This is a genomic window from Rothia sp. HMSC071F11, from assembly GCF_001809115.1.
Lineage (GTDB): Bacteria > Actinomycetota > Actinomycetes > Actinomycetales > Micrococcaceae > Rothia > Rothia dentocariosa.
This window is the reverse complement of record NZ_KV795762.1, coordinates 1-263: the sequence shown is the minus strand read 5'-3', so window position 1 is coordinate 263 and position 263 is coordinate 1. Positions and strand designations below refer to the sequence as shown.

At 52.9% G+C, this 263-nt stretch carries 1 protein-coding gene; it reads left to right on the top strand.

Annotated features, from left to right (window positions below; translation table 11 throughout):
* Nucleotides 1-263, top strand: a 263-nt coding sequence (locus tag HMPREF2554_RS11590) for a pentapeptide repeat-containing protein (RefSeq protein ID WP_210396035.1), incomplete at both ends; no start/stop codon positions are given.

Here is a 263-nt window from a genome sequence, read left to right as displayed (position 1 = left end):
TGATTTCTTCGAGGCGAAATTCACCGAGGAGGCTAACTTCCTCTGTGTGAAATTCATCAGGGGCGCTGACTTCTCCGGGGCGGAATTCACCAGGAAAGCTGACTTCTCCGGGGCGGAATTCACCGAGAACGCTAATTTCTACTGGTCCGCTGACTTCTCCAGAGCAGAATTCACCGAGTACGCTGAATTCCCCGGGGTGAAATTCACCGGATACGCTAACTTCCCTGGGGTGAAATTCACCGGATACGCTAACTTCTGCGAGG